Here is a 24716-nt window from a genome sequence, read left to right as displayed (position 1 = left end):
TCCGAGTCATGTCGAACCGCTGATCCGCCGCTGGCTCGGCCTGCGGGACCACTAATCAAACGCCTGACAACACACCCCAAAACAGGAGGAAAGCATCCATGAATTCCTGGCTACGCGCCCTGCTCTATCTGTTTGCCTTCCTGCTGCTATTCGTCTGGGTCGGCCTCGGCCTGTTCGACGCCGAGCGGGCCAAGGGCCCCATCGCCAGCTGGATCAGCCAGCAGACCGGCGTGCCTGTCACCATAGGCCGGCTGGTGTTCAACCCGCTTCACCCCTACACCCTGCTGGCGGAGCAGGTGCATTACGGGGATGCGGTGCAGCTGGAGAAGATCTATCTGGAGATAGACAACATCGACTGGCTGAACCGGGACGTGCGCATCGCCCACCTGGATCTCATCCGCCCCGTCATCAAGCTGCCGCTGCCGAACCAGCTGCCGACCCTGCCGGTGCACTCCCTCACCATCAGCGACAGCACCATAGACAACCTGAGCCTGTACAGCGAGGCCCTGACCCTGCGCGGCCTGAGCGCCACCCTGAGCGACTGGGAGCTGATCGATCCGAAACGCCAGCCCCAGGCCAACCTGACCCTGGGCATCAACCAGCTGGAGACGCCGCAGCTCACCCTGGCCCGCCTCAGCCTCAAGGGGCGACTGGAGGGACAGGTGCTGAGCACGGACAAGCTGACCACCAACCTGTTCAAGGGTCTGCTGGAGACCGGCATGGTGCTGAACTGGCCGGATCGCAGCCTGCAACTGCACGCTCTCAAGGCCCGTGGCATGCGGGTCGAGCTGGGGGACATCCCTCAGGGCGAGCTCCCCCTGCGCCGCATCACTCTGGATCGGGGCCAGCTCGATCGGGTCAGCGTCAATGCCATAGAGCAGGAGCTCTCCCTCAACAACTTCAGCGGTCAGCTCACCGCCTTCGACTGGCAGGCGGGCAGCCAGCCAAGCGGCTATCTCTCAGGCACCCTGGCGGATCTCGGCCGCGGCCTGTTCCAGCTGGAAGCCATCGAGGGCAAGCTCGCCTTCTCCCCCCGGCAGATCGAGGCCGAGCTGCAGGGCAAGGCATACGAAGGGGAATTCAATGTCGAGCTTGCCCTCGACACCCAACAGCAAAAGCTGACCCTCAAGGACATGGCCCTGAGCGGCATGGACATCAGCCTGCCGGAAGGGTGGTGGCAGGAGTGGCAGGGCTGGCGCCTCCAGCAGATCGACGTGCGCAGACTGGCCTTCGACAGGCTCAAGGTGCTCTCCTTCGACGACACCCTGCCCCTCTCCCTGACCGGCTGGCAGCTCTACCTGAGCGATCTCAGCCTGAGGAACAACCAGCCGGGCCCGCTGCTCGGCCGTACCCGCATCGAGAGCAAGTGGTTCGAGCTGGTGTGGGATGGCCTGAGTGCCCGCAACGGCGTGCTGGACGGGGAGCTGACCCCGAGCGCCTGGCAGCTCAACAGGCTCAGCAGCGAGCTGCCGGATGAGGGCTCTCTCAGCCTCAGCGGCCAATGGGGCAAGGTGCCCGGGCAGGAGAGCCGTCTGCAACTGCAGGGCAAGCAGCTGGATCTGGAGAAGTGGGGCGAACTGCTCCATGCCCCCGTCTCGCTGGCGGGCAAGGTGGATCTGGAGACGGATCTGCAAGCCGATCTGGCCCCGCAGCCGGAGCAGGCCCCCGGCAACTGGCGCCACACCCTGCAGGGCAGCCTGAGCCTGGAGGCCAGGGATCCCTTCTGGGACAAGGTCGGGATAGACCCGCTGCTGGACAACTGGTTCAAGGAGGCGACCCCGCCCACTCTGACCCCCGAGACCCTGTGGCAGGCGATGCAGCAGGGGGATACCCCCTTCTACCACATCAGGCTGAAGGCCAGGGCTGAGCAGGGCAAGCTGCAGATCGAGCAGGGCGGGGCTTCCACCATCACCCACCTGCTCGGGTTGCAGGGCGGGGTCGATCTCGCCAGCGACCAGTGGCAGCTGGATCTCGGCGTGCTGAACAAGCGGCGCTGCGCCGAGCTGCTGGCGCGCTGGCGCGGCCCCCTTGAGAACCCGACCCTTGAATGGCGCTTCCCGACCGGGGAAGCCACTTGCGACTGGGAGACTGGCGTACGCTACCCGGCCCAGGGGCGCAGCGGCCCGCTCCGGCGACCCCAGACGCCCCCCGCCACCGCGGCGCAATGACGAACAAGGCCTCATCATGAGGCCTTGTTGCTATCGGATGCCGGACGAGGGGTCAGTGTCCCGCCCGCTTGATGGGCAGCACCACGTACTGGCCGACAAACTCCACCGCCAGCTTGCGGCCGCTGAACAGCTGCACCCGCAGGCTGAACTTGGCGGACTCCCCGTTCTTGAGCGGTGCCAGCACGGCGGGCATCCCCTCCCGGGCGACTCTGGCCTCAGGCTCCTCGCTCACCGGTCTGTAGTATTTGATGTTGCCCTCCGCCAGCACCGTATCCCCGCCCAGACCGGCCTCCTTGAGTTGCAGCCAGATGAGGCCCCAGCCCGCCAGCACACACTGGCTGTAAATGCTGCCGGCGAACATGGTGTCGTGGACGTTGAGGTTGGCCGCCAGGTTGGCCTTGAGGTGGAAGGTCTGGCCATCGTAGTGGGTGATGTGCACCCCCATCTTCTCGCTGATGGGGATCCCCCTCGACCAGCGGGTGGTGAGATCCTGACACCACTCGGGGCGATACTGTATGGTCTGCAGCGGACTGATGGATTTGATCATCTGACGATGGGGAATGCGGCCGAAGGAGACGGGCCCCTCACCCACCTCGAGAAAGCCGCACCTGCGATAGAACTCCACCGCCTCCTGGCGTGCGTTCATCACCAGCCGTTTCACCTTCTCGTCCCGGGCCAGCTGTTCGAGATCCTCCACCATGCGGGCCCCCAGCCCCTGACCGCGAAACTCAGGACGCAGCGCCATAAAGCGGATCTGGGCCTCGTCACCCCCGATGAAGAGGCGGCCGACGGCGATGGGGGTGCCGTCTTCGGCCAGCATCAGCCGATGAATGGCGACGGTATCGTATTCGTCACGCTCGGAGCCCACGGGCAGATTGAAAGGCTTGCGCAGTAGTTCCCAGCGCAACTGGTAGTAGGCATCCAGCTCCGCTGGCGTTTCTGGGGTGACTACCCGATACATAAAGCGATCCTTGAGTTTGCGCCGACGGACAGATGGAAGGGCTTGCGCATCAATGCCTCCCGGCGCAGCGGGTAGCTGGCATCCAGCTCCGCTGGCGTTTCTGGGGTGACTACCCGATACATAAAGAGATCCTTGAGTTTGCGCCGACGGGCAGATGGAAGGGCTTGCGCACCAATGCCTCCCGACGCAGCGGGTAGCTGGCATCCAGTTCCGCTGGCGTTTCTGGGGTGACCACCCGGTACATAGCGACATCCTTGAGTTACACTGGTCGAAAGCCATCTTGCCGTGCAAATTCATGGACTTCAATCTGCAAGCGTACCAAGCCGATCACTTATTGCACCTCAGCGCCAAACCCGAACGCCGCCTCTCCATCCTGGAAAATGCCCGCCACCGCTGGCTGGAAATGGACGGCGTGGTGCAATCCGCCATGAGCCTGAGCCAACCGGAACACCTCTGCCTGCCCCATCAGCAGAGCATCGCCGAGCGGCTGCCCGCACAGGCGAGCCGGATCCTGGAGCTGGGATTGGGAGGGGGGGATCTCACCCGTCATCTGGGTGCTCGCTGGCCCGAAGCCCGCCACGACTGCGTGGATCTGGACGCCGAGATCCTCACCCTGTTCCAGCAGTTTTTCCTGCCCTCGACTGGAGGTGCGCCACGGCTGCACCACGCCGATGCACTGCACTTCCTGCTGGAGAGTCGGGAACAGTACGACCTGGTGCTGCTGGACCTGTTCAGCCAGGACGGCAATCCCCTGCTGCTGTTCCAGGCTCCCATCTATCAGGCGCTGGCCAGATGCCTGCACGGCACCCTCATCGTCAACCTGCTGCCACGGACCCATCTCGAACTGGCGCAGGCCAAAAGGCTGGCCGAGGAGTGGATCGGCCCCACCGGCGCCCACGGGGTGCCGGGCTATCGCAACGTCATACTGCACGCCATCAGCCAGGGGGCTTAACGCCCTTGGCGAGCTGTTACTGTTGGCCTACACCTGCAGCCAGAAGGTCACGGGGCCGTCGTTGAGCAGCCTGACCTTCATGTCGGCGGCAAAGCGTCCCGTCTCGGTTGGCACGCCGCTCTCCCTGGCCCGGGCAACGAAGTAGTCATAGAGCCGCTCGGCATCGCTCGGGTGGGCACCACCGGAGAAGCTGGGTCGCATCCCCTTGCCGGTATCCGCCGCCAGGGTGAACTGGGAAACCACCAGCAGGCTGCCACCGACCTGGCTCACGTTGAGGTTCATCTTGCCGTTCTCATCGGAGAAGATGCGATAGCCGCTCACCTTGTGCAGCAGCTTGTCGGCCTTGGCCTCGTCATCCCCCTGCTCCACCCCGAGCAGCACCAGCAGCCCCTGCTCTATGGCCCCGGTCACCTCCCCCTCGACGGTCACGCTGGCCTCGGATACCCGTTGGATCAATGCAATCACCCGCAACTCCTTTGTCTTGTCAGAAACGAACGACCGCCCGAAGGCGGTCGTTGATGTTAGCAATAAGCGAGGGGATCAGCCCAGCTCCTCGGTACCCGGTTTCTCGTACTCCCCCAGGCAGGCGGTGGTCTCTGCTCCCAGCAAGACCACCAACCAGCTCAGGTTTACGAATGCCCAGACGAACAGAATGAATATCGGTGCCAACAATGAGTGGCTGACTCAGCCCAGCTCCTCATTGCCGGGTTTCTCGTACTCCCCCAGGCAGGCGGTGGTCTCTGCTCCCAACAAGACCACCAGCCAGCTCAGATAGACCCAGACGAACAGAATGGGGATGGTCGCCAGGGCGCCGTAGATGGCCTGATAGGAGGGGAAGTTGGTGATGTAGATGGAGAAGCCACGCTTGGCCAGCTCGAACAGGGTGGCCGCCACCAGGGCGCCGATCAAGGCGTGGGTCAGCCGCACCTTGCAGTTGGGCACCACCGTATAGATAAGCAGGAAGCCGAACACAGAAAACAGAAACGGCAGACTGCGCAGCACCAGGTAGCCGGCGCCAAACAGGCTGTCAGCGGCAAACAGCTTCAGCGACAGTATGTAGGAGGAGATGGCGAGGCTGGCCCCGATGAGCACGGGGCCCAGGGTCAGGATCATCCAGTACATGGCGAAGGCCTGGGCCAGCGGTCGATTCTGGGTCGAGCGCCAGATGTAGTTGAGGTTCTTGTCGATGGCCGAGATCAGCATCAGGGCCACCACTATCAGGGCACCTATGCCGACCGCGGTGGTGTTGGTGGCATTGGCCACGAAGCCGTCTATGTACTCCTTGAGCATCTCGCCGGCGGTGGGTACGAAGTTGTGATAGACGAACTGTTCCATCTGCTGTTTCAGGGTCTGGAACACCGGAAAGGCCGACATCATGCCGAACACCACGGCCACCATGGGCACCAGGGAGAGCAGGGTCACATAGGCCAGGTAGCCGGCGGTGACCGTCAGCCTGTCCTGCTGGAAACGACCCCAGACAAACTGGGCGAAATGGGCACCATCGTGGCGCAAGAAGGAGACTGCGTGGGCCAGGCGGCCGCGGATTTGCTGCTGCATCTTGATTCTCGTAAGCGTCATCATGCAGATATTGTGTCAGATAGGGTGCCCATCTGACCACCCATCAGCCGGCTCACGGCCATCTCATCGACCATCCAAGAGGCAAGAGACCGCCGCGCAACCATAAAAATCGACCATGCAGGAGCAAGAGACTGCCGCGCGACCATAAAAATCGACCATGCAGGAGCAAGAGGCCGCCGCGCGACCATAACAATCGACCATGCAGGAGCAAGAAACCGCCGCGCGACCATAAAAAAAGAGGCCATAAGGCCTCTCTTTGGTCTGTCGATGAACAGCTATCGATCAAGCACGACCGGCGCGCTTGCGATCCATCTCGGTCAGCAGTTTCTTGCGGATACGGATGGCCTTCGGAGTGATCTCGACCAGCTCATCGTTGTCGATGAACTCGAGAGCCTGCTCCAGGGTCATGCGGATCGGCGGAGTCAGCACCTGGGCTTCGTCGGTACCGGAGGCACGCATGTTGGTCAGCTGCTTGCCTTTCAGGCAGTTGACGGTCAGGTCGTTGGAGCGGGAGTGGATCCCGATCACCTGGCCTTCGTACACTTCGGTCGCGTGACCGATGAACAGACGACCACGGTCTTGCAGACCGAACAGGGCGAAGGTCAGTGCCTTGCCGGTAGCGTTGGAGATCAGCACGCCGTTCTGACGCTCACCGATGCTGCCACCCTTGTGCGGACCGTAGTGGTCGAAGGTGTGGTACAGCAGGCCGGTACCTGAAGTCATGGTCAGGAACTCGGTCTGGAAGCCGATCAGGCCACGGCTCGGGATCATGAAGTCCAGACGGACACGGCCCTTGCCATCCGGGGTCATGTTGGTCATCTCGCCCTTACGCAGGCCGAGTTGCTCCATCACTGAACCCTGGTGGATCTCTTCCACGTCGACGGTAACGGTTTCGAACGGTTCTTGCAGAACGCCGTCAACAGTACGCAGGATAACTTCCGGACGGGATACAGCCAGCTCGTAGCCTTCGCGACGCATGTTTTCGATCAGGATGGAGAGGTGCAGTTCACCACGACCGGAGACGCGGAACTTGTCCGGATCTTCGGTCTCTTCCACGCGCAGGGCCACGTTGTGGACCAGCTCCTGGTTCAGACGCTCCAGGATGTTGCGGGAGGTGACGAACTTGCCTTCTTTACCGGCGAACGGCGAGGTGTTGACCTGGAAGGTCATGTTCACGGTCGGCTCGTCAACGGAGAGCGGCGGCAGGGCTTCGACGGCATTGTTGTCACAGATGGTGTCGGAGATCTTCAGCTCGCCCAGACCGGTGATGGCGATGATGTCGCCCGCTTGCGCGTCGGCCACTTCGGTACGGGACAGACCCAGGTAACCCAGCACCTGACCGACCTTGCCGGTACGGTTCTTGCCGTTGGCACCAACAATGGTGACCTGCTGGTTGGTCTTGACGCGACCACGGGTGATACGGCCGATGCCGATGACGCCCACGTAGGAGTTGTAGTCCAGCTGGGAGATCTGCATCTGGAAACCGCCTTCGGTATCCGCAGCAGGGGCTTCGACGTTGTCGACGATGGCCTGGAACAGGGGTTCCATGTTGTCGGACGGTACGTCTTGGTCCAGGGTGGCCCAACCGTTCAGTGCAGAGGCGTAAACAACCTTGAAGTCCAGTTGCTCATCGGTGGCACCCAGGTTGTCGAACAGATCGAAGACCTGATCCATTACCCAATCAGGACGAGCACCCGGACGGTCGATCTTGTTGATGACCACGATGGGCTTCAGGCCCTGGGCGAATGCCTTCTGGGTCACGAAACGGGTTTGCGGCATCGGGCCGTCAACGGCGTCAACCAGCAGCAGCACGGAGTCAACCATGGAGAGCACGCGCTCAACTTCACCACCGAAGTCGGCGTGACCCGGGGTATCCACGATGTTGATGCGGTAGTCGTTCCAGCGGATCGCAGTGTTCTTGGCGAGAATGGTGATGCCACGTTCCCGTTCCAGATCATTGGAGTCCATGATCCGTTCCTGACCTTCGCTGGTGCGATCCAGAGTGCCGGATTGCTGCAGCAGCTTATCAACCAGAGTCGTTTTGCCGTGGTCAACGTGCGCAATAATCGCAATATTGCGTAAATTCTCTAACATTCTCGCCTCAAATCACCGGGTAAAATTGGGCGCTAATTGTACTCTCGCCTTTGTGATCTGCCTAGCAGAATTGCAGACCATTCGCGTACAACAGGGGATCTGGATCATGGACCCCGCGCCAAAAGCCTGCTTAGATGGCCTTGGCACGTAGGCGCACCACGATGGTGCACCAAAACGATCCAAGGTTGCACCACTTTGAGGCGCAGCCAAGCATGAAAGCGGGTGTCCCGACAGCCTGAAAGGGTGCAAATGCCCTGAAATCAAGCTGTCACAAACTTGGCACGATACTGGCTTATGTGAATGTGATGACGCATTCACCCAAAGAGTTTTAACACCGGAGGTTACTTAGCATGTCAGCCCAGAACGTTTTGGCCCTGATCCAGGAACACGAAGTCAAGTTTGTTGATCTGCGTTTTACCGACACCAAGGGTAAAGAGCAGCACGTATCCATTCCTTCCCACCAGGTCGACGAAGACTTCTTCGAAGACGGCAAGATGTTCGATGGCTCCTCCATCGGCGGCTGGAAGGGCATCAACGAGTCTGACATGGTGCTGATGCCGGATCCGGCCTCCGCCAAACTGGACCCGTTCACCGAAGAGACCACGCTGAACATCGTCTGTGACGTGCTTGAACCTGCCACCATGCAAGGCTATGACCGCGATCCGCGCTCCATCGCCAAGCGTGCCGAAGATTTCCTGAAAGCCAGCGGCATCGCTGACACCGTGCTGTTCGGGCCGGAGCCGGAATTCTTCATGTTCGACAACATCACCTTCTCCAACACCATGGGCCACAGCTTCGTGAAGATCGAATCCGAAGAAGCTGCCTGGAACTCGGGTACCGAGTACGAGCACGGCAACAAGGGTCACCGTCCCTTCGTCAAGGGTGGTTACTTCCCGGTTGCGCCGGTTGACTCCTCCCAGGACATCCGTGCCGCCATGTGTCTGGTGCTGGAAGAGATGGGCCAGGTCGTTGAAGCTCACCACCACGAAGTGGCCACTGCCGGTCAGAACGAGATCGCAACCCGCTTCAACACTCTCACGCTGAAAGCGGATGAAGTGCAGGTGCTGAAGTACGTGATCCACAACGTGGCCCACGCCTACAACAAGACTGTCACCTTCATGCCGAAACCCATGTTCGGTGACAACGGCTCCGGCATGCACTGCCACCAGTCCCTGGCCAAGAACGGTGTCAACCTGTTCGCCGGCGACCTGTACGGTGGTCTGTCCGAGATGGCGTTGCACTACATCGGCGGCATCATCAAGCACGCCAAGGCCATCAACGCCTTCGCCAACCCGACCACCAACTCCTACAAGCGTCTGGTGCCGGGCTATGAAGCCCCTGTCATGCTGGCCTACTCCGCCCGCAACCGCTCTGCCTCCATCCGTATCCCGGTTGTGCCGAGCCCGAAAGCCCGCCGCATCGAAGTGCGCTTCCCGGATCCGGCTGCCAACCCCTACCTGGCCTTCGCTGCCCAACTGATGGCCGGTCTGGACGGCATCATCAACAAGATCCATCCGGGCGATGCCATGGACAAGAACTTGTATGACCTGCCGCCGGAAGAAGCCGCAGAAGTGCCGACCGTTGCCGGTTCCCTGGACGAGGCCCTGTCCGCACTGGATGCTGATCGCGAGTTCCTGACCCGTGGCGGCGTCTTCAGCGACGACTTCATCAACTCCTACCTGGAGCTGAAGCAGCATGACGTGGATCGTGTCCGCATGACCCCGCACCCGCTGGAGTTCGAGCTGTACTACTCCGTCTAATCCGGTGTCCTTGCTTCATCATGACAAACCCGCCATCTGGCGGGTTTTTTATCTAAGGGGCTGAAATATCATGACTCATGGCCTCACACAGCATGGGGCATACGGCTTGTCGAGCCCATTCTGCACCGCGGATCCGACAATAGGTCCGACATTTTTTTCTCTGATAGGATTAAGGTGAACCCCGTCAAGGAGAGATGGATGAAAACAGTACACCCGACATGGACGCTGGGCCTCTTGCTGATGATCTCCTGCACCACCCAGGCGGCCAGAGTCTATTCCTGGATAGATCCCCAAGGGGTGACCCATTACACAGACGCCCCTCCCCCCGGCAAGAACGCCAGGGAAATCGACCTGCGGGTCTCCCCCCTCATCGGCACCTCGCCCCACTCGGTCCAGGTCGACGACTTCAACAGCCTGACCGGCGTCGATGCCAGGAAGGCCCTGGAGGCCGCCCCCCTGGAGATAGAACTGCTCTCCCCCGAGCCGGGCAGCACACTGCGCGACAACACGGGCAACATCGTCTTCCAGGCCCAGGTCCATCCCCAGGCGCCGGTGCAATATGACGTGCGCCTGCTGCTGAACGACAAGGCCATTCCCCTCGTTCACAACAGCCTGGCCATCCGGGTGGAGAACCTCCCTCGCGGCGCCTACGAGGCGCGGCTCGAGCTGCTCGCCAAAGACGGTACGATCCTTGCTAAATCCAAAGCAGCCACCTTTTACCTGCATAGAACGACTGTGAATCAGGCTCCCAAAGCCACCCCCAAGGCCAATTAGGGGTGATGTGACGCACCGATGCGGGTAAACTCAATGCACCATATCGGTGCATAACAGGTGTAAAGCACCGTTTTAGGGAGAAACCTGTGCCAACCCGCTTGGATCACGCCAAGACACTCTTGGACAACCTGCTGACCGCCGTCATCCTGATGGATGAGCGGCTCTGCATTCAATTCGTCAACCCGGCGGCCGAACAGCTGCTTTCCCTCAGCGAACGGCGACTGATCGGGATCGAACTGCCCCATCTGCTGGAGCACATCTCCCTCGACCTGCAACGATTCAAGCAGTGCCTCATTTCAGGGCAGGGCTTCACCGACAGCGAAGTCACCCTGGTGGTGGAGGGAGAGCCCAGGCTGGTGGAGATCAGCGTGAGCCCCATGGCCGACCACGAGCAGCGGCTGATGGTGGTGGAGCTGCGCAAGATCGATCAGCAGAAGAAGATCAGCCAGGAGCTGCAGCAACATGCCCAGCAGCAGGCCGCCAAGGAGCTGGTGCGCGGGCTGGCCCACGAGATAAAGAACCCCCTCGGGGGCCTACGCGGCGCCGCCCAGTTGTTGCAAAAGGAGCTGCCGGACCCGGCTCTGCGTGAATACACCGGCATCATCATAGAGCAGGCCGACCGCCTGAGGGTACTGGTCGATCGTCTGCTCGGCCCCCAGCGACCGGGACGCCATCAGATGCACAATGTGCATTCGGTGCTGGAGCAGGTGCGCCGTCTGGTGGATCTGGAGCTGCCGTCCCAGATCCGCATCGAGCGGGATTACGACCCCAGCATTCCCGAGTTCGAGATGGAGCCGGACCAGCTGCAGCAGGCGTTTCTCAACATAGTCCGCAATGCCGCCGAGGCCCTCGGCGATCAGACCGGGCTCATCCGCATCAAGACCCGCACCGCCTTCCAGATCACCATCCACGGCCAGCGCTACCGCCTGGCCGCCGAGATCAAGATCGTCGACAACGGTCCCGGCATTCCCGATGCCATTCGCGACACCCTCTTCTACCCCATGATCACCGGCAAGGAGGGGGGCACAGGCCTCGGCCTCTCCATCGCCCAGAACCTGATCGATCAGCACAAGGGACGCATAGATTGCATCAGCTGGCCCGGCCACACCGAATTCACCATCTACCTACCACTTCGCAAGTAAGGGAACCTCATGACAGCAAAAGTGTGGATCGTCGATGACGACAGCTCCATCCGGTGGGTCCTGGAGCGCACCCTTGGCAGCGAAGGCTTCGAATGCGAGAGCTTTGCCGACGGCGAAGCCCTGCTGAGCTCGCTGGAGATGCGCTCACCGGACGTGATCCTCTCCGATATCCGCATGCCGGGCATAGACGGCCTCAGCCTGCTGGAGCAGATCCACCGCCGCCAGGCCGATCTGCCCATCATCATCATGACGGCGCACTCGGATCTCGACAGCGCGGTCAACGCCTACCAGCGCGGCGCCTTCGAATACCTGCCAAAGCCGTTCGACATCGACGAGGCGGTCACCCTGGTGCGCCGCGCCGAGAATCATCTGAAAGAGCAGCGCACCAAGCGCAAGGCACGCCAGCAGGAGGCCACCACCACCCCGGAGATCATCGGTGAGGCTCCCGCCATGCAGGAGGTGTTTCGCGCCATCGGCCGGCTGTCGCGCTCCAGCATCTCGGTGCTCATCAACGGCCAGAGCGGCACCGGCAAGGAGCTGGTCGCCCATGCCCTGCACAAGCACAGCCCGCGCGCCCACAAGAATTTCATCGCCCTCAACATGGCGGCCATCCCCAAGGATCTCATCGAATCCGAACTGTTCGGCCATGAGAAGGGGGCCTTCACCGGCGCCAACAACATACGTCACGGCCGCTTCGAGCAGGCCGACGGCGGCACCCTGTTTCTCGACGAAATAGGCGACATGCCCCTGGACGTCCAGACCCGGCTGCTGCGGGTGCTGGCGGACGGCCAGTTCTACCGGGTCGGCGGCCATCAACCGGTGCAGGTGGATGTGCGGATCATCGCCGCCACCCACCAGAATCTGGAGAAACGGGTCGCCGACGGCGAATTTCGGGAGGATCTGTTCCACCGCCTCAACGTCATCCGCATCCATATCCCCGCCCTCAAGGAGCGCCGGGAGGACATACCCCAGCTGGCCCAGCACTTCCTGCTCAGAGCCGCCAAGGAGTTGAACGTGGAGGCCAAGAGCCTGCACCCGGATACCCAGACCTACATCAGCCGCCTGCCCTGGCCGGGCAACGTGCGCCAGCTGGAGAACGTCTGCCGCTGGCTGACCGTGATGGCCTCGGGTCAGGAGGTGCTGGTCGGCGATCTGCCCACCGAGCTGCTGACCCCCATCACCAGCACGGCGGAGCCGGGCCAGCCCGCCCTGACCGGTGGCTGGCAGCAACAACTGCAGGACTGGGTGGCCGCCAAGCTGGCGCTGGGGGAGACCGACATCCTGGCGGATGCCATGCCCCAGTTCGAGCGGATCATGCTGGAGACGGCACTGGAGCACACCCATGGCCACAAGCAGGAGGCCGCCCGCCTGCTTGGCTGGGGTCGCAATACCCTGACCCGCAAGCTCAAGGAACTCGACATTCCCTGAGTCTGATGGAAAAACGATTCCCATCACGCCTTGAGGGAAAGCCTGACCAATCAGACCCCGTTTGCCTGCAAACGGGGTATCTTTTTCAAGATCCCCGCCTAGAATGACAGGCTTTCCAACCTGACTCGCAGAAGGCGCCACCATGATTGACAGATCCCTCCCCCTGACCGACCTGCACCGCCATCTGGATGGCAACATCCGTCCGCAGACCATTCTCGAGCTGGGTCGCCTGCACAACATCCAGCTGCCGGCCGATGAGCTGGAAGCCCTGCGCCCTCACGTGCAGATCGTCGAGAACGAGCCGAGTCTGGTGGCCTTCCTGAAGAAGCTGGACTGGGGCGTGGCCGTGCTGGCCGATTACGATGCCTGCCGCCGGGTCGCCTACGAGAACGTGGAAGATCTGCTGCGTGCCGGCATCGATTATGCCGAGCTGCGCTTCAGCCCCGCCTACATGGCGATGGCCCACAAGCTGCACCCGCAGGGCGTGGTGGAAGCCATCATAGACGGCGTGGCCGCCGGCAGCCGCGACTTCGGCATCAAGACCAACCTCATCGGCATCATGAGCCGCACCTTCGGCACCGAACAGTGCAATCAGGAGCTGGCCGCCTGTCTGGCCCACCGCGACAAGCTGGTCGCCATCGATCTGGCCGGTGACGAGCTGGGCTTCCCGGGCACACTCTTCACCGAACATTTTCGCAAGGTGCGGGATGCGGGCATGCGGGTGACAGTGCACGCCGGTGAAGCGGCGGGCCCCGAAAGCATGTGGCAGGCCATTCGCGATCTTGGCGCCGAGCGCATCGGCCACGGCGTCAAGGCCATCCAGGATCCGGCCCTGATGGCCTATCTGGCGGAGCACCGCATCGGCATCGAGTCCTGCCTCACCTCCAACATCCAGACCACCACGGTCGCCAGCCTGACCGAGCACCCGATCCGCCAGTTCCTGGCCGCCGGCGTGCTGGCCTGCCTCAACACCGACGATCCCGCAGTGGAAGGCATCGACCTGCCCCACGAATACGAGGTGGCCGCCCCGGCCGCCGGCATGACGGCGAGCGAGATCCGCACCGCCCAGCAGAACGGTCTGACCCTCGCCTTCCTGAGCGATGGCGAGAAGGCCGAACTGAGTGCCCGCGCGGCTCAACGCTGAGTGCAGGCAAGCCCAATAAAAAAACCGCCGAAAGGCGGTTTTTTTATGTAGAGAACCTGGCCGAGGGCTCAGATCACCCGGGAGAACTGCTGCTGGCGCGCCTTGCTGCGCAGGTAGACGTCGAAGCACATGCAGATGTTGCGAATGAGCAGCTGACCGGTGGAGACCACCTCAAGGCCGTCGTCTGTCAGGCGCACCAGACCATCGTCGATGAAGGTCTGCAGCAGCTTGAGATCCTCGGCGAAGTACTCCCGGAAGACCAGGCCATGGGCCTGCTCGACGGCGGCGAAGTTCAGGGAGAAGTCGCAGATGAGGCGCTTGATCACCTCGCGGCGGATCAGGTCGTCCCGGTTGAGGGAACACCCCTTCCACTGGGCGTGGCCGAGCGTCTCCACCTGGGCGTAATAGGTTTTGAGGTCCTTCTGATTCTGGGAATAGGCATCTCCCATCATGCTGATGGAAGAGACTCCCAACCCCAGCAGATCGCAATCCCCCTGGGTGGTGTAGCCCTGGAAGTTGCGGTGCAGCTTGCCCTCGCGCTGGGCCACCGCCAGCTCGTCATCGGGCTTGGCGAAGTGATCCATGCCGATGAACTGATAACCCTGACCGGTGAGGAAGGCGATGGTGTCCTGCAGCATGGCCAGCTTCTCCCGGGGGGCCGGCATGTCCTCCTCCTTCAGCTTGTGCTGGGCGGCAAAGCGGCTCGGCAGATGGGCATAGTTGAAGATGGAGAGGCGGGCCGGATCCGTCTTGAGCACTTCCTCCAGGGTGTGGTGGAAGCTCTCCCGGTTCTGGTGCGGCAGGCCGTAGATGAGATCCAGGTTGGTGGAGCGGAATCCCAATGCCCGGGCGCGCTCCAGCATGGCGCGGATGAAGTCGTTGTCCTGCTCCCGGTTGACCGCGACCTGCACCGCCTTGTTGAAATCCTGCACGCCGAGGCTGATGCGGTTGAAACCGAGCTCCCGCAACACGTCCAGCATGGAGAGTTCGATCTCGCGCGGGTCCACCTCTATGCTGATCTCCCCCTCCTCGGCGAAGTGGAAGTGCTCCCGCAAGATGGCCATCAGGCGACGGGTCTGCCCCTCGCTCAGATAGGTGGGGGTGCCGCCACCCCAGTGCAGCTGGGTCACCAGCCGGTTCTTGAACAGGGGGGCTTGCGCCTTGATCTCCTGCTCGAGGTAATCGAGATATTGATCGGCCTTGTGCTGGTGACGGGTGATCACCTTGTTGCAGCCGCAGTAGTAGCAGAGCTTGTGGCAGAAGGGGATATGCACGTAGAGCGACAGATTGCGCGCCGGATACTGGCCCGCGGCCTGGACGAAGTCCGGATAACCGAAGCCCTCGTTGAACTCCAGCGCGGTGGGATAGGAGGTGTAACGCGGGCCGCTGTAGTTATATTTCTCGATCAGGGCCTGATCCCACACAATCTGTTCTGCTTGCACGCTTGCTTCCTCTCTTTTTGTTATCCAGGGCTCACCGGCTTAGCTGAAAGTCCTTCAGTCGGGCGACATCCTTGAGGATCTGCGCCTCCAGCTCGGCCTCGTAGCCGCTGCGCTCGAGATCCATCTTCATCACTTCGTTGCGCTTGAGGGCTCGCCTCGCCTCGTGAGTCGGCATCTCCTTCACCTTCTCGTAGAGGCCATAGAGACCGGGGAATTCACTGGCGAAGGCCCGTCCACCCTTGATCTGCAAGGCGTCCAGCAGGTTGGTCAGCCGGATGGCCCCCTCCGAGTAGTCGCACTGACCATCCCGAACCGCATGGGCGATCACCCTGACGCTGTCGAGGATGCGCTCGTTGCGGGCCGCGATGGCCTGCCGCTGCATGTCGTGCTGACGCTTGAGACGCGCCAGCAGGGTGCCGGCATAGACAGCCAGCCCCAGCAAGACAAGGCCCCCCAACAGGGCGGCCAGCATCCATCCACTCATCACTTCTTCTTCGGCTCTGGCTTGGGTTCGGGCTGATAGTCAACCTGGCTGAAACGCTCCCACAGCTCCTCCTCGGAGGCTGGCTGTCTCGGCTCTTCATACTCGACCTCGTCAAAATCACCGTCGTCATCTTCGTCGGTGTCTATGATGCCGAGCTCGTCCATCAGCTCCTGATAGCGATCGACGCGCTGATCGACCCAGGCCTGCTCGGCCGCTTCCAGGGTTTCACCGGCATCCAGTCGATCCAGCAGATCGTTCAGGCGATCATCGTTCTCGATGGAGGCAAGCTCCTGCTCGGACGTCATCACCAACTTCTTCTCTTTTTGCGGCTTGGGCGCCACCGGCTTGCTCTGCTTCTCTTCCACGATCAGCACGACCGGCTTGCGGGAGCCGATGCGCGGATCCTTGGCCTGCTTGCCACTGCCGCCCTTCTTGCCCTGCTCGACCTGCTGACGGGAGCCCGCCTTCAAGCCCTTGCGCTTGGCGGCGCGTTTGCGCTCGCGGCCTTCCAGGGCACTGGCATCTGATTCTTTGCGCTTGCCGGTAGGCTTGCGGGTGGGTTGTTTGGCCGACATGAATGACTCCGACAAATAACTGGATTGAAACCCCCGGGATTGTTTCGTCCGGGGAGGATGCTGAAGCGGGGAACAGTAAATCTGGAACAAGAGTGGGATCCCGCACCAATTCGACCATATTCGGTCGCTGAACACCGCAGGATCGGCATCCTCTGGGCATGTTGCTGGTATTTTGACACAGAATGCCTTGGCGGGTTAATGACCCAGCAGAAAAAAGGCAGCCGAAGCTGCCTTGATCCTGTCATGCGAGTCCCATTCCCTGGCTGCAAATCGCCTTATCCCTGGGCGTACCTCTGCGCATCATGTCGTTAGGTCTTCCTGACCCTTGTTGCTCGATCCTGAATGTGCGTGTGCTTGTCTGACCCATGCGGACAACATCCGGTCGTCTTTCTGGGGTGGTTGCCTCCCGCAGCCCCGCTCATCCCTGGCGGTCACCATCCTGGTCTCTGACTCTCCTGCTCATCACTTGCCTGCTGAGCCGACTCCCTGTCCAACCCGGACGCCAACAGCTCGCCCGGTCATTCCATGGGCTCACTGTAACAATTTCGCTGCGGGGCTCAATCCACCCGGTATGCTTTCAAACGAAGATAAGTGGCCATCTCATTTTTAACATATTGAAAGTTATAACTTCTGCGTCGAAGGCCGAACACTGTTTCAGCCCCGACCGGGCTCGGAAATGGGGGATCTCTTACAACAATGCAGGGCATTTGCAGACATGGCACCGGAAGCCCCAAAAGAGAACAGGGAACCTTGATAGTTCCCTGTTATTTTCAACAAGCTAGATTCAGGACCTTATCAGTGCAGACCCGCCACGTATTTGGAGAGCGCCTCGATATCCTGATCCGTCAGCTTCTTGGCCACATCCCGCATCATGCCATTGGGGTCATTGTCACGGGCTGCCGCACGGAAGGCGGTGAGCTGCGCCTTGATATACGCAGGGTGCTGCCCCGACAAGCTGGGATACTTGGCCTGCTCGACGCCGGAACCGCGCGGACCATGGCAGGCTGTACAAGCGGCCAGACCACGTTCCATGTCGCCTCCCATATAGAGCGCCTTGCCTGCGGCAACCACGTCATCGGGCACGGCAACCGGAGTCACCTTCTGGCTGGAGAAGTAGGCGGCCAGGTCGTCCATGTCCTGATCGGACAGAGGCAACGCCATGGGTCCCATGATGGGAGCAACCCGACCAGTTTGGCCAGAAGCTGCAGCCTTCAGTTCAACTAATTGTTTTTTGATATATGATGCGTGCTGACCAGCAATCTTGGGATACATGTCGACTGGGCTGTTGCCGTCCGGTCCATGACAGGCCGCACAGACGGCAGCCTTGGTTTGTCCCGCAGCGGCATCGCCCTTGGCTTGTGCCATCCCAGTTACGCCAACCATCAGAGCAAGTGTAATGACTAGGTTCTTCATGGCGTTCCAACTTTCTCGTTATTAGGCTTCCAGATCCCATGCCGCCGAAGGCATGTTAAAATAAACGCGTTTAAGCGACGCCATTTTACACGATTTCACAAAAAAGTAACTCTATAACCCTCTATCTCTATGGGGAATTTACGTTGGATACACAAACTCTGAATTTCAATAAGGTGCATTTTGTGACCAGCGCACCCGACATCCGCCACCTGCCAAATGATGGGGGTGTCGAGATTGCGTTTGCCGGGCGTTCCAACGCCGGTAAATCATCTGCATTGAATACCTTGACCAAACACAAGAACCTGGCACGGACCAGTAAGACACCGGGTCGTACCCAGCTGATCAACCTGTTTGAACTGGAGCCGGGCAAGCGCTTGGTCGACTTGCCGGGCTACGGTTATGCGCAGGTTCCACTGGAAATGAAGCTCAAGTGGCAAAAGTCACTGGCTGAATACCTGCAGCGCCGCGAATCCTTGAAAGGTCTGGTGATCCTGATGGACATTCGCCATCCGCTCAAAGAGACCGACATGAACATGCTGGAGTGGAGCTCACACCGCGAACTTCCTGTGATGCTGCTGCTGACCAAGGCAGACAAACTGAGCCCGGGTCCCCGCAACAACCAGGTGATCAAGGTGCGCCAGGCAGTAGCCGAGCTGGGTCCGCAGATCCAGGTTGAAGCCTTCTCCTCCCTCAACAACATAGGCGTCGAGAAGCTGGCCCAGACCCTGAGCGGCTGGTATCTGTCCAATGCCGAGGCGACTCCGACCGACACAGAAGAAGACCACCAGATCGAGGAGTAAATCGCTCCTCTTCTTGCTGCAATGAGCGGAGTTGGCCCTCCGCTGATTGAAAGACTTTCAGTTTTCCCCTGCCCGGGCCAGCCCCCACTCCCCCTTCTGTTACAACCCATCTCTATTTCTTATAAGTCTTTCTAATCAGAGAGATAGAACGTTAGGCTGTTGTGAAAATTAACTTACCCCCTCCTTGACACCGTTTTCATCTCCCCCACCAGACAAGCCGGAAATAATACCGAACACCAACGAAACTGAAAATTTATTACAATAATGGGATAGGAAGGGATAAAAATGAGGCCAGTCTCGCTGTCGCGAGACCGGCCTGAAGAAATGAGTTCAAAAAATTGGGAAAAAGCGAGTTCTCGAGAACAAAGACGATTGGTTTTCCTCAAGAAACATCCCTATTCTAACAAAACATTGCCCAATTTAAAGCATTTACTCTAAATGATTCGCATAAAAAAACACCCCGACGATGACTCATCGGGGCTGCTATTCAGCCACATTCAATTACGTGAAATAAAAGGTCTGAAAGATAGAACATCTTACCTCTGTACCCTACGCTGATAACTGTACAGCAAAGCAGCAGAAAGTGAAAGTAATTTATGTAATTTAGTTTCACTTGGAATGCATGAGGTAAATTTCTATATTTTTCAAAAAGATAAAAAATCCCCAGTATAAATACCGGGGAGTTATAAAGGTGACTAGCTAGCACTTCCTCAACTATCTAGTTAGTCAGCACCATTTCGCACAAGTTCCGCTGCTTTGAGAAAAAACTTGATAAACGCGAACGCCGCAAGCCTGGATTCATCGTAACACATTGTTATTTATCGTTTTAAATCCCATTTCAACATGGTGTCAATTTCACTCTCCTACCCGAGGGGAGCACGTTCCCCCGAGGATGAGAGCTGTTCTGCCCAGATACCAGAGGGTGAGGTTGTCAGAGCCCGTCTGCGGGACTGCACATTCGCGGTTGTGCCACTCCCTGCCCGCTTGATAAGCGAACCGACTTACAAGGTGCCCAGGTTGCGCTTCAACTCTCTCAACACCTGCTTGGTGCCAGGCCGGATGCCGCGCCACACGGTAAAGGCTTCGGCAGCCTGTTCCACCAGCATGCCGAGCCCATCCATGGTCTGACGGGCACCATGCTGCTTGGCCCAGCCAATGAAAGCCGTGTCCGTCGCACCGTACATCATGTCGTAAATGGCGATATCGGCGTGGATCAGGGCTGGCGCCAGCGGTGGCAGCTCCCCTTGCAGACTGGCGGAAGTGGAATTGATGATAAGATCGAACGGTCCCGCCAACTGCTCGTAAGTCTTGGCACTGAGCGCACCCAGATCCTGAAATTCGGCAGCCAGCTGCTGCGCTTTTGCGTGCGTGCGGTTGGCGATGACCAACTCGCCCGGCTTCTCCGCCAGCAGCGGCGCCAGCGCACCGCGAGCCGCCCCACCGGCCCCCAGCAACAGGATCCGGCTGCCTGCCAGCGTCACCCCATGGGACTTGAGATCGGCTACCAGCCCGGCACCATCGGTGTTGTCCCCCAGCAGCACGCCATCATCGGTCAACTTGATGGTATTGACCGCGCCTGCCCGCTTGGCCCTTGGACTCAGTCGATCGACCAGGGCGAATGCCTGCTCCTTGAAGGGTACTGTGACATTGCACCCCTTGCCTCCCTGGGCAAAGAAGCTGCGCAGGGTAGCGGCAAACTCATCGACGGCGGGCTCGGCCAGCCCATACTCCAGCTCTTGCTGGGTCTGTCTGGCGAACAGGGTATGAATGAAGGGGGACTTGCTGTGGCACACCGGGTGGCCAAAAACCAGATAACGATCCATCAAAGAGTTCCATCAGAGGGTGATCACCCGATTTAACGGGTTTTCTCAGTCGGGAACAAGCCGAATATCGGCCAGTAAAAAGGGGCCCGTCATGGCCCCTCGAGTCACAGCCACTCTCGTGGCGTGAGGTAGTCGGTATAGAGCAAGGCCTCGGGGCTGCCCGCCTCCGGCTGCCAGTCATACTCCCAGCGGGCCAGGGGGGGCATCGACATCAGGATCGACTCGGTGCGTCCCCCGGTTTGCAAGCCAAACAGGGTGCCCCTGTCATACACCAGATTGAACTCCACATAACGGCCGCGGCGATAGAGCTGGAACGCCCGCTCCCGCTCGCCATAGGGCAGCGCCTTGCGTCGCTCGACGATGGGCAGATAGGCATCGAGATAACCCCGACCTACCGCCTGCATGAAGGCGAAGCTGTCGGCAAAGGGCCAGCGGTTCAGATCATCGAAGAAGAGGCCGCCCACACCCCGGGTCTCGTTGCGATGCTTGAGGAAGAAGTAGCGATCGCACCAGGATTTGAACTCGGAGTAGATCTGGTCGCCAAAAGGCTGACAGAGATCGTGGGAGACCTGATGCCAGTGCTGCACATCCTCGGCAAACGGATAGAAGGGCGTCAAATCGAAACCGCCGCCAAACCACCAGATGGGCGCCTCGCCCTCTTTCTCGGCGATGAAGAAACGGACGTTGGCATGGCTGGTCGGCACATAGGGGTTATGCGGATGGATCACCAGCGAGACCCCCATGGCCTCGAACTTGCGACCAGCCAGTTCGGGACGGTGAGCGGTCGCCGACGCCGGCATGGCATCGCCATAGACATGGGAGAAGTTGACCCCGCCCTGCTCGATCACGGCGCCATGGCGCAGCACCCGGGTACGGCCTCCACCACCGCCTTCGCGGCGCCAGGCATCCTCCACGAAGTGTCCGGCGCCGTCAGCCTGCTCCAGTCCCCGACAGATCTCGTCCTGCAACTGCAGCAGGAAGGCCTTGACCTGGGCCACATCCGGTTTGCTCATCTTGTCTCCAGTCAGGCAGGCTCTTGATCGTCCCGTCCATTTTATATTGTGGTGTCACGCCATGAGCACATCGCCCGTCATGACTGCAAATCAGGCACTTGCCGCCCCTCAGGAGGGACGAATGATGGCGCCGGTACGGGCGTCCTTGATCTCGGATGGATTGGCTTGTCCCCCGACTTCACCGGGCAGGATATAAGCCAGCTGGCTTGCCAGCAGTTCACCAATCTCGGCCACCCGACGGGCAGGCTCCTCGCCGGTCAGGTTGGCACTGGTCGAGACCAGAGGTTTACCAAAGGCGCGGCACAGGGCCTGCACCTGAGGATGGGCCGTAACGCGCACCGCCAGGGTATCGAACTGTCCGGTCAGCCAGGCCGGCGTGGTCGCACGGGCAGGCATGATCCAGGTGAAGGGGCCGGGCCAGCTCGCCTGCACGCGCGCAAGCTGCTCGCTGCTGAGCTGGTCCAAGTCGATGTAATCTTGCAGTTGGGCCAGATCGGCGGCGATCAGGATCAGGCCCTTCTCCACCGGACGCTGCTTGATGGCCAGCAGGCGCTGAACCGCAGCCTCGGAGTCGGGATCACATCCTAGGCCAAAGACGGCCTCGGTGGCATAGGCGATCACCCCTTCGCGGTGCAGGGCGGCGATCGCTTGTTCAAATTCGTTTGGCATAGAAAAAATGCGACAGCCGGGCTGCCGCCTCTCATCACTGGGTTGTAAGTTGAACAGACATGAGGGACCTTGGTGCCCTCACCTCTTCAGTACATTCGGACGTTTGACCCGCCAGAGCGCCGGCTCATCATCGGCCAGTGCAGCGCCTGCGATGCCGGGCTGATCAAGAGGCTGGCGGTACGGCAACATCGGGATCGGCGCCCAACGGCACGGCCATAAAGGGGCGGTTCACGGCAAGGTGAAAATCCAGATGAAACACTCCCTTGCCAGCAAGCTGCCAGCGGGCTTATGGCGGCAGGATTATACCCGCTCAATCTGATGACAGCATTTCTTTTGCGGGCAGACCCAGCGCAGACTCCCTCTCACTTTCTTCTCGATCATGATGCCCCAGCCACACTCGGGGCAGGGCATGGGAACAGGCTTGTCATTTACCACGTACTTGCAGTGAGGATAGGCATCACAGGAGTAAAACTGTTTGCCATAGCGGGAGGTGCGGCTCACTAGATGGCCCTTGCCGCACTCCGGGCAGAGGATCTGGGTATCGTCACTCTCCTGCAGGGACTCGATATGCTGGCAGGCCGGATACTGGGTACAGCCCACGAACAGACCGTAGCGCCCCTTCTTGATCGCCAGCGGCTGGCCACAATCGGGACAGGCCGATCCTTCGAGCACCTTTTCGATGTCGCGGCCGGAGGGCGTCAGGGAACGAATGTAATCACAAGAGGGGTAGGCCGAACAGCCCAGGAAGGGGCCATGCTTGCCCTGACGGATCACCAGCTCGGCACCACACTGCGGGCACGGCTCGCGCTCGAATGCATGTTCGTGGGCAGAAAAGAGGTGATGATCGATTTTTGACATGGGCCGCGCCTTGGAATCCAGATGGCCTGAATTCTACCAGCGCGGCACCGGACTGTCAGTGAATGACACCGTCTGACTCGTCAAACACCAGCTCCTCCATCTGCTGGTAGGCATTCTCACTGCCCGGGACGTTGAACAGCACCATCATGACGACCCACTTCAGGTCATCCAGCTCGATATCCGGCTTGTCCAGCTCCAGCAAGCGCTCGATACAGATCTCGCGGGTTTCGGCGTTAAGCACCTGGGCCTGTTCCAGGAACAGCAGGAAACCACGGCACTCTGTGCTGAGGCGAGCCAGCTCTTGCGGGGCGTAGATCCGCATCGAACCTTGCGCGCTGGCGGTGACATACACCTCCCGCTCGCTGTCATGCAGATTGGCCAGTCGTTCCAGCCAGTTGAGCGCCTTCTCAATCTCGTCCTGATTGAAACCGGCCCGGCTAAGTTCGTCGGTGAGTTCATCCTGCTCGACCATCACATCTGCATCGCTGTGGATGTAGGTCTCGAAAAGGTACATCAATACATCAAACATGATTCGCCCTCCTCGCTCTGACGTATCCACCGGCTACCGCCATCACTCCACCGGCCAGCTCCAGCTCTACCAACCTGCCCAATACCACTTCGACAGGAAGCTGGGCCCGCTCGGCAACGGTATCCACGCTCGTGGTCTCATAATCTACGTTATCCAACAAATCGGCATAAGGCAATTCGCTATTATGCAATGGCTCGGGAGGAGGGCTCGTCGACCTCTTTAACGGCACAAGGGCAGGCAGCTCTTCCATGACATCTGCCGCATTCAACACCAGCTTGGCCCCTTGCTGAAGCAGGCGATTGCACCCAGCGGCCTGGGTATTTTGCGGTGCACCCGGGACGGCAAAGACCTCGCGACCCTGCTCCAACGCGTAGCGGGCAGTGATGAGTGAGCCGCTCTGCTCGGTAGCCTCCACCACCAGGGTTCCCAGCGACAGGCCGCTGATGATGCGATTGCGGCGAGGGAAATGTTCCGCCAGCGGTCCCTGGTCCGGCGCCAGCTCGGAGACAAGCAGACCGCCGTGCTCGAGGATCTGCATCGCCAGGCCCTGATGGCGCTTTGGATAGAGGCACTCAAGCCCGGAGCCCAGCACCGCCAGCGTCACACCGCCCGATGCCAAGGCCTGCTGGTGACAGATGCCATCGATGCCCAGCGCCAATCCGGAGGTGATCGCCAGGCCGCACACCACCAGCTCGGCACACAAACGGGCGGCGTTGTCCTTGCCTGCATAGGTGGGGTGACGAGTTCCCACCATCGCCAGCTGTGGCAGGGAAAGGGCTGCGAGATCCCCGCGGCAATAGAGCAGCAAGGGGGCGGCGGGGATCTCTTTAAGCAAGGCAGGATAGGCGGGGTCATCGAGACAGAGGAGGTGATTGCCAGGCGCTTCGGCCCAGCTCAGCCCCTGATCCACAACCGGCAGGGGCCATCTCATCTGCTGAATTTGGGCGCTCTGCAGACCAAGCGATCGCAGGGTGCCATCGTCTGAGTCAAACAGAGCGGTGATGTCGCCACCAAAATGGGCCAGCAAGCGCGCGGCGGTGACCGGGCCTATGCCGGTCACCCCATCCAGCGTCAGCCACAGCGACAGCCGTTCGAGTGGAAGTGGCACG

Annotated in this window: 22 protein-coding genes and 2 pseudogenes; 8 read left to right on the top strand and 16 right to left on the bottom strand. The window is 60.5% G+C overall.

The genetic code is table 11. The features are described from left to right. Positions 1-98: 98 nt before the first annotated feature. Entirely contained in the window at positions 99-2168 is a 2070-nt protein-coding gene (locus AC1IN8_RS18670; protein ID WP_479760091.1) for an AsmA family protein, read from the top strand. A gap of 52 nt (positions 2169-2220) precedes the next feature. Here the strand turns inward: AC1IN8_RS18670 and AC1IN8_RS18665 are convergent, their stop codons facing one another. Continuing rightward, positions 2221-3129: a bifunctional GNAT family N-acetyltransferase/hotdog fold thioesterase gene (locus tag AC1IN8_RS18665; RefSeq protein WP_161506778.1), complete on the bottom strand. Its 909-nt coding sequence runs from the start codon at positions 3127-3129 to the stop codon at positions 2221-2223. Between the two features lie 139 nt (positions 3130-3268). Beyond that, positions 3269-3373: pseudogene (locus tag AC1IN8_RS18660) on the bottom strand (GNAT family N-acetyltransferase); the annotation flags it as partial. Positions 3374-3424: 51 nt separating this feature from the next. Here AC1IN8_RS18660 and AC1IN8_RS18655 point away from each other — a divergent pair. Continuing rightward, positions 3425-4081: a spermidine synthase gene (locus AC1IN8_RS18655; RefSeq protein WP_247627706.1), complete on the top strand. Its 657-nt coding sequence runs from the start codon at positions 3425-3427 to the stop codon at positions 4079-4081. A gap of 27 nt (positions 4082-4108) precedes the next feature. Here the strand turns inward: AC1IN8_RS18655 and dtd are convergent, their stop codons facing one another. The 4 genes and pseudogenes from dtd to typA form a co-directional block, all read right to left on the bottom strand. After that, positions 4109-4546: a D-aminoacyl-tRNA deacylase gene (dtd, locus tag AC1IN8_RS18650; RefSeq protein WP_247627705.1), complete on the bottom strand. Its 438-nt coding sequence runs from the start codon at positions 4544-4546 to the stop codon at positions 4109-4111. 75 nt (positions 4547-4621) lie between these two features. After that, positions 4622-4759, bottom strand: a pseudogene (locus AC1IN8_RS18645) (virulence factor BrkB family protein); the annotation flags it as partial. A 6-nt stretch (positions 4760-4765) separates the two neighbouring features. Then, positions 4766-5638 (bottom strand): virulence factor BrkB family protein, encoded by an 873-nt coding sequence (locus tag AC1IN8_RS18640; protein WP_247627704.1) that lies wholly within the window; start codon positions 5636-5638, stop codon positions 4766-4768. 303 nt (positions 5639-5941) lie between these two features. After that, complete coding sequence (gene typA, locus AC1IN8_RS18635) at positions 5942-7753, bottom strand: translational GTPase TypA (RefSeq protein WP_139437664.1); 1812 nt, start codon at positions 7751-7753, stop codon at positions 5942-5944. Between the two features lie 350 nt (positions 7754-8103). On the opposite strand from typA, the gene glnA reads away from it, so the two are divergent. From glnA to add, 5 genes are all read left to right on the top strand, one after another. Continuing rightward, positions 8104-9513: a glutamate--ammonia ligase gene (gene glnA / locus AC1IN8_RS18630; RefSeq protein ID WP_025325354.1), complete on the top strand. Its 1410-nt coding sequence runs from the start codon at positions 8104-8106 to the stop codon at positions 9511-9513. A gap of 198 nt (positions 9514-9711) precedes the next feature. Beyond that, on the top strand, positions 9712-10287 hold the full coding sequence (locus AC1IN8_RS18625; protein WP_479760087.1) for a DUF4124 domain-containing protein: 576 nt from the start codon (positions 9712-9714) through the stop codon (positions 10285-10287). A gap of 86 nt (positions 10288-10373) precedes the next feature. Continuing rightward, positions 10374-11429 (top strand): nitrogen regulation protein NR(II), encoded by a 1056-nt coding sequence (gene glnL / locus AC1IN8_RS18620; RefSeq protein ID WP_479760086.1) that lies wholly within the window; start codon positions 10374-10376, stop codon positions 11427-11429. Between the two features lie 9 nt (positions 11430-11438). Further along, positions 11439-12857, top strand: coding sequence for a nitrogen regulation protein NR(I) (gene glnG / locus AC1IN8_RS18615; protein WP_106885257.1), 1419 nt, complete (start codon positions 11439-11441; stop codon positions 12855-12857). A 142-nt stretch (positions 12858-12999) separates the two neighbouring features. Further along, on the top strand, positions 13000-14001 hold the full coding sequence (gene add / locus AC1IN8_RS18610; protein ID WP_042648885.1) for an adenosine deaminase: 1002 nt from the start codon (positions 13000-13002) through the stop codon (positions 13999-14001). 68 nt (positions 14002-14069) lie between these two features. Here add and hemN read toward each other — a convergent pair whose 3' ends face one another. The 4 genes from hemN to AC1IN8_RS18590 all read right to left on the bottom strand — a co-directional run bounded on the left by hemN (position 14070) and on the right by AC1IN8_RS18590 (position 17915). Further along, a complete protein-coding gene (hemN, locus tag AC1IN8_RS18605) occupies positions 14070-15443 on the bottom strand; it encodes an oxygen-independent coproporphyrinogen III oxidase (protein ID WP_319912571.1) in 1374 nt (457 codons plus the stop codon). A gap of 31 nt (positions 15444-15474) precedes the next feature. After that, entirely contained in the window at positions 15475-15915 is a 441-nt protein-coding gene (locus tag AC1IN8_RS18600) for a DUF2489 domain-containing protein (RefSeq protein ID WP_043133237.1), read from the bottom strand. A gap of 11 nt (positions 15916-15926) precedes the next feature. After that, entirely contained in the window at positions 15927-16502 is a 576-nt protein-coding gene (gene yihI / locus AC1IN8_RS18595; RefSeq protein ID WP_479760085.1) for a Der GTPase-activating protein YihI, read from the bottom strand. A 795-nt stretch (positions 16503-17297) separates the two neighbouring features. Further along, positions 17298-17915: a c-type cytochrome gene (locus AC1IN8_RS18590; protein ID WP_041206664.1), complete on the bottom strand. Its 618-nt coding sequence runs from the start codon at positions 17913-17915 to the stop codon at positions 17298-17300. A gap of 143 nt (positions 17916-18058) precedes the next feature. On the opposite strand from AC1IN8_RS18590, the gene yihA reads away from it, so the two are divergent. Then, positions 18059-18715, top strand: a complete 657-nt coding sequence (gene yihA, locus AC1IN8_RS18585; RefSeq protein ID WP_202047937.1) for a ribosome biogenesis GTP-binding protein YihA/YsxC — start codon at positions 18059-18061, stop codon at positions 18713-18715. 1001 nt (positions 18716-19716) lie between these two features. On the opposite strand, the gene aroE is transcribed toward yihA, so the two are convergent. The 6 genes from aroE to dprA all read right to left on the bottom strand — a co-directional run bounded on the left by aroE (position 19717) and on the right by dprA (position 24715). Next, complete coding sequence (gene aroE, locus AC1IN8_RS18580) at positions 19717-20538, bottom strand: shikimate dehydrogenase (protein ID WP_479760083.1); 822 nt, start codon at positions 20536-20538, stop codon at positions 19717-19719. Positions 20539-20642: 104 nt separating this feature from the next. Further along, a complete protein-coding gene (gene hemF, locus AC1IN8_RS18575) occupies positions 20643-21551 on the bottom strand; it encodes an oxygen-dependent coproporphyrinogen oxidase (RefSeq protein WP_479760081.1) in 909 nt (302 codons plus the stop codon). Positions 21552-21659: 108 nt separating this feature from the next. Beyond that, positions 21660-22220, bottom strand: a complete 561-nt coding sequence (tsaC, locus tag AC1IN8_RS18570; RefSeq protein WP_479760079.1) for an L-threonylcarbamoyladenylate synthase type 1 TsaC — start codon at positions 22218-22220, stop codon at positions 21660-21662. 300 nt (positions 22221-22520) lie between these two features. Continuing rightward, on the bottom strand, positions 22521-23078 hold the full coding sequence (locus AC1IN8_RS18565; RefSeq protein WP_139745007.1) for a DNA topoisomerase family protein: 558 nt from the start codon (positions 23076-23078) through the stop codon (positions 22521-22523). A 55-nt stretch (positions 23079-23133) separates the two neighbouring features. Next, positions 23134-23607, bottom strand: coding sequence for a DUF494 family protein (locus AC1IN8_RS18560; protein ID WP_025325340.1), 474 nt, complete (start codon positions 23605-23607; stop codon positions 23134-23136). Then, positions 23600-24715 carry a DNA-processing protein DprA gene (gene dprA / locus AC1IN8_RS18555; protein WP_479760076.1) on the bottom strand — a complete coding sequence of 372 codons (1116 nt, stop codon included), beginning with the start codon at positions 24713-24715 and terminating at the stop codon, positions 23600-23602. The genes AC1IN8_RS18560 and dprA overlap by 8 nt, the downstream gene beginning before the upstream one ends. Between the last annotated feature and the right edge of the window lies 1 nt (position 24716).

The sequence above is a fragment of the Aeromonas sp. 130281 genome (assembly GCF_056642115.1).
This window is presented reverse-complemented; position numbering and strand designations above follow the sequence as displayed.